This window comes from Aliiroseovarius sp. PTFE2010 (assembly GCF_049943335.1).
Taxonomy (GTDB): domain Bacteria; phylum Pseudomonadota; class Alphaproteobacteria; order Rhodobacterales; family Rhodobacteraceae; genus JBNFVY01.
This window is the reverse complement of the sequence record NZ_JBNFVY010000024.1, coordinates 1-5,079: the sequence shown is the minus strand read 5'-3', so window position 1 is coordinate 5,079 and position 5,079 is coordinate 1. Positions and strand designations below refer to the sequence as shown.

Annotated in this window: 4 protein-coding genes and 1 pseudogene; all 5 read right to left on the bottom strand. The window is 62.2% G+C overall.

The window, feature by feature from the left end:
• Window positions 1–489: 489 nt before the first annotated feature.
• Window positions 490–1,338: a carboxylating nicotinate-nucleotide diphosphorylase gene (nadC, locus tag ACP2AV_RS15540; RefSeq protein WP_426373679.1), complete on the bottom strand. Its 849-nt coding sequence runs from the start codon at window positions 1,336–1,338 to the stop codon at window positions 490–492.
• A gap of 18 nt (window positions 1,339–1,356) precedes the next feature.
• Window positions 1,357–2,907: pseudogene (locus ACP2AV_RS15535) on the bottom strand (L-aspartate oxidase); the annotation flags it as partial.
• Window positions 2,908–2,911: 4 nt separating this feature from the next.
• Window positions 2,912–3,964, bottom strand: coding sequence for a quinolinate synthase NadA (gene nadA / locus ACP2AV_RS15530; protein WP_426373678.1), 1,053 nt, complete (start codon window positions 3,962–3,964; stop codon window positions 2,912–2,914).
• A gap of 97 nt (window positions 3,965–4,061) precedes the next feature.
• On the bottom strand, window positions 4,062–4,637 hold the full coding sequence (locus ACP2AV_RS15525; RefSeq protein ID WP_426373677.1) for a DDE-type integrase/transposase/recombinase: 576 nt from the start codon (window positions 4,635–4,637) through the stop codon (window positions 4,062–4,064).
• A 254-nt stretch (window positions 4,638–4,891) separates the two neighbouring features.
• A partial coding sequence (locus ACP2AV_RS15520) for an acyl-CoA dehydrogenase family protein (RefSeq protein ID WP_426372637.1) occupies window positions 4,892–5,079 on the bottom strand: 188 nt, incomplete at its 5' end.

The following is a 5,079-nucleotide window of genomic DNA, read 5'->3' as shown; positions in this document are numbered from 1 at the left end:
GATGGTATTCTGGACCCGGCCGATACGCGCAACGCGCTTGGGATGTCGATTTCCGCCTCGCTGAACGCGCCGATCGACGATCCGCACTACGGGATTTTCCGGCTGTAACCGCATAAGATCCGGCCCCGGCGCATTGGTGTGCGCCGGGGCCAGACCGCATCACGACCTGCGCCCCGGCCCAGCGATGCGCCCCGCGCAAGACACCCCAATTCAGATCCCAGGCAGTTCACTTCCCGCGCCATTCAGATCGCCGGAAACACAGCCCCCCCGCGCAAGCGGCGCATCAGCTCGTCTGCCGCCGCGCCTCCTGGATCGACATCACGTCCGACGCCGCCATCTCAGGACGATCAGCCTCAACCGCGCTGAAGCAGGTCGTGGCGAACGTGACCCAGGAAAACCGCCTACTCTGCAAATTACGTTAGGGGAGGGTGAGTGCAAATTCGACGCAGTTAAACTGCGGTGACTGGCACCCGCTGGCAATTATCCGTTTCAGAAGTCCAGCCCGAGGTCGAGTGTCTGCGCCGAATGGGTCAGTGCACCGGACGAAATGTAATCCACCCCCGTGGCCGCCACCTCTGCGATACGCTCCAGCCGCATATTTCCCGAAGCTTCGAGAACAACGTGTCCGGCGGCCATTTCCACGGCCTTTACCAAGGTTTGCGTGTCCATGTTGTCCAGCAGAACGACATCGGCGCCGCCTTCGTCCAAAACCTCGGCCAGCTGATCCAACCGGTCGACCTCGATCTCGCAGCGCGTCATGTGTGACGCCTGCGCTTTGACCGCCTGCAGCACGGGCCGGATGCCCCCGGCGGCAGCGATGTGGTTGTCCTTGATCAGGATCGCATCCGACAGGCTGAAGCGATGGTTGAACCCGCCGCCATGCAGCACGGCTTGTTTTTCGATCAGCCGCAGCCCCGGCGTGGTCTTGCGGGTGCAGGTGATACGGGTGTTTGTGTCCTTGGTTTCGGCCACGAATGCAGCCGTCAGCGTCGCAATCCCCGACATCCGCCCGGCAAAGTTCAGGGCCACCCGTTCAGCCGACAGGATCGATGCCGCATCGCCCACGATCTCCATCAGCAGATCGCCCGGCGCAATCGCATCGCCATCGGCCTTTTGCGCAGTGATCCCAAGCGTTGGATCGACCAGCCGGAAGGCCATTTCGGCGATCTGAAGACCCGAAATAACCCCGGACTCGCGCGCGTTCAACCGGGCGGCATAGGTGGTGCCAGCAGGGATGACAGTGCGCGTGGTGATATCGCCATAGGTGCCCAAATCTTCCATCAGTGCGGCGCGAACCAGCGGTTCAAGGATCAGGTCGGGCAGACGGCTCTGGGTCATGCTGGTTCCTTTCGGGGGGGCTGTGTTGCGAATGGCCAAGGCGTCGGTGAGGGTCATAAGCGACCGTTTGCCGATGTCGCCTGCGCGATCGGGGAAGTCTGACCGGAAATGCGCGCCTCGGCTTTCGCGGCGTTTCAGGGCGGCGGCGGCGATCAGGGTCGCCGCGGCCGTCATGTTGAGCAAGGTTTCGCATTCCGGCTGAGCGGCTTCGATCCGGGCAATCTGCGCCAGCGTTTCGCTCAGACCATCGGCATTTCGGATTACGCCTGCGCCGTCGGTCATGGCATGCCGCAGCTGCGTAACCAGAGCCGGGTCGGGGCCATCGGCCAAAGGAAGTTCGGGCAGGGTCACTGGCCGGGTCTGGACTGGTGGGGGCAGCGCCTTGTCGATGGAAAGCGCGCAGCGGCGCCCATAGACAAGCGCCTCTAGCAATCCGTTCGACGCCAGCCGGTTCGCGCCATGCAGCCCTGTCGATGCAACTTCGCCGCAGGCCCAAAGCCCCGCGAGCGAGCTTTGCCCGGCCGCATCCGTCGCCACGCCGCCCATATGATAATGCGCGGCGGCGGCAACGGGGATGGGGTGCGTCACCGGATCAAGACCCGCCCGGCGGCACGCATCGGCCACGGCTGGGAAATCGGTCAGGATCTTTGCCCCAAGCGCCGCGCGGGTGTCGAGCGCCGGGGCCAGCCCGGCCTTGGTCTGTGCATAAACGGCGCGGGCCACGATGTCGCGCGGGGCAAGTTCGGCATCCGGATGCGCGGCCACCATGAACCGTTCGTCGTGCCGGTTGATCAGCACCGCGCCTTCGCCGCGAAGCGCTTCGGTCGCCAGCGGGGCAGGGTCGATGCCGCAGGCGATGGCGGTCGGATGGAACTGGACAAATTCGGCATCTGCGATTTGCGCGCCCGCGCGGGCGGCCATGCCAATGACCTGGCCGCGAATACGCGGCGGGTTGGTCGTCAGGGCAAATAACCCGCCCGAGCCCCCGCCTGCCAACAGCACCGCAGCGCCGCGCAATATGACGCTTTCACTCTGCCCCTCAGCGCACCGGGCGACGGCGACGCCCGTCACCCTGCCGTCCGACACGTCCAGCCGCGTGGCCATCACGCCTTCGAGAACCTGGATATGATCGGCTTTGCGTACCTGTTGGGTCAGGGCGCGCATGATCTCGGCGCCGGCCTGATCGCCGCGCACGCGGACAACGCGGGCAAAGCTATGTGCGGCCTCGCGCGACATCACATATGTCCCGTCGATGGTCCGGTCGAACGGTGTGCCCAAGCCGGTCAGGTCAAGAATATGCTCGCGCGCCTCGGCCGTGACCGATTGCGCGACGTGCGGATTCACCGTGCCCGCGCCGGCCACCACCGTGTCGCGCGCATGGGCATCGGCACTGTCAGCTGGATCCATCGCCGCCGCCACGCCGCCCTGCGCCCAGACCGAGGATGCCCCTTCGCCCAGTGCCTCGGGGGATATCATCAACACCGGACGCGGGGCCAGTTTCAGCGCGGCATATTGCGCTGCCAGCCCCGCACCGATGATGATGACGCGGGACGTGTCTATCGGAGTCATCGCCTCAGTCAGCCAGCTGGGCGGAAAGATCGATCATCCGCTGAACGGCGCCGCGCGCCTGATCGGCGATCAGCGGATCGACCTCGACCGCGCCGTCCATTGTGTGCAGCGACCACAGCACCTTTTCCAGCGTGATCTTTTTCATGTAGGGGCACATGTTGCAGGGGCCGACGAAATCGACATCCGGCAGCGCGTCCGCGATGTTCGAAGCCATCGAGCATTCGGTCACCAGCATCGCTTTTTCCGGCCGTTTCTGCGTCACATAGTCAATGATGCCACTGGTCGAGCCCGAAAAATCGGCCTCGGCCACCACGTCCGGTGGACATTCGGGATGGGCGATGATTCGCGTGTCGGGGTTCCATTCGCGGAAGTCCTTCAGATCCTGCGCGGTGTATTGCTCATGCACGATGCAAGACCCGTCCCACCAGACGATCCGCTTTTCCGGCACCAGGTTGGCGATGTTCTGTGCCAAATATTTGTCCGGCGTCATGATCACCGTATCGCTGTCCAGCCCGCGAACGATCTGCGCCGCGTTTGACGATGTGCAGCAGATATCCGACGCGGCTTTTACCTCGGCCGTGGTGTTCACGTAGGTGACAACCGGCGCGCCGGGATATTTGGCCCGCATTTGCGCGATACCTGCGGGTGTGATGCTTTCGGCAAGCGAACAGCCGGCCTCCATGTCGGGGATCAGCACCGTCTTGGAAGGGTTCAGGATCTTTGAGGTTTCGGCCATAAAATGCACGCCGCATTGCACGATGACATCCGCCTCGACCTTGGTCGCCTCGATCGCCAGTTGCAGGCTATCGCCCACAACGTCCGCAATGCCGTGGTAAATCTCGGGCGTCATGTAATTATGCGCCAGAATAACCGCGTTGCGCTTTTTCTTCAGCGCGTTGATCGCCGCGACATAGGGCGCAAAGATCGCCCAGTCCGGCGGCGACACGACCCGGCTCATGTTGGCATAGAGATGCGCGTTGGCTTCGGCGGTCTCTATGGATGGCGCGAGATCGTAGTGGTTGGCGAGTTCGGCGCGCAGCGCGATCTGGTCGAGCAAAGCGAGGGTTCCTTGGGTTGTTTCGGTCGGCCGCGACACGGCTCTGTTGCAAACGTGGCTATAGAACACAAACCGGGTGTTCGGCCAGTTTTCTCATTCAGTCAGGTGGTCTTTGGGCATGAGCACTGCTGTTGTTTGAGTGCAAAGGCCCAGATCGACTACCCTTGAATGGTCTTTGCGAAGGGCCCGCATCACGGCGAATCCCGGGGGTGTAGCGCAAGTGGATTTCATTGTTTTGAACCTGGGTTTTGCACCGACACACCAACTCTATCATCTTTATGGGCCTGCCGTGATCGGCTTTGACGATGTTGTGCATATATTTGATCTGGCGGTGCTTACCCTCTTTCGGGCATCTGCTGTCTATCCCCGGGCCGCTCAGACAGAAAGCGTAATTTGGGGCCTTGGCCATATTGATAACGCGGGGGTTTTCCCTGAATTTCAGGCTTCTGGGGGCGGCGGCGAAAAACCGTTCTGTTGTTCGTATATTGCGCGGCGGGGACAGGCGATGTCCGATTGTGTTTCCAACGTTGTTTGCGCCCCTAAACAAATAAACCCCTTTGACGTGGACCTTGATATGGGTCGCACCAACACGCCAACGTTCTGACTGACAGCGCCGCCGTTGCCCGCGCTTGTCGGCCTTGGGGGCAGACCGCTGAACCGTGTGATTGGCCATCATCTCGGCAGGGTCGGGGTGGCTGATACCACTCCGACCGTACCGCCGAATCGCTCAAAGCATGATCGCGCCGCGAAAATGATGCCTTTGACGGTTCTCATTCCAAGTCTCTCTACTCGAATGGCCAAGAAGCGGCTTTCGGTCTGAAAATTATATCAGAGCTTCGCATCGCCCGACCTGCGGGCCAGGGCGATCTGGCACGCCATGAGATATGCAACACCGCGCTGGCCTGTAAGGGTGCTTTTCCGATGCCCTCAGTTTTTCAGTAGTTCGCCAGAGATGATCAGTTTGCGCACTTCCTGGGTGCCCGCGCCCACCTCAAGCACACGCCCGGTGCGGTAGAGCCTGTTCACTTCGGTATCGCGCATATAGCCGGACCCGCCGTGGATCTGGACGGCCCTGTCCAGCACGAAGGACGTGACCTCGGCGGCCTTGAAGATCG

What these genes read in the sequence shown, in the direction of transcription:
- nadC (WP_426373679.1), bottom strand. Translation starts at nt 1,338, where the DNA reads ATGACCCAGAGCCGTCTGCCCGACCTGATCCTTGAACCGCTGGTTCGC.
- ACP2AV_RS15525 (WP_426373677.1), bottom strand. Translation starts at nt 4,637, where the DNA reads ATGGCCAATCACACGGTTCAGCGGTCTGCCCCCAAGGCCGACAAGCGC.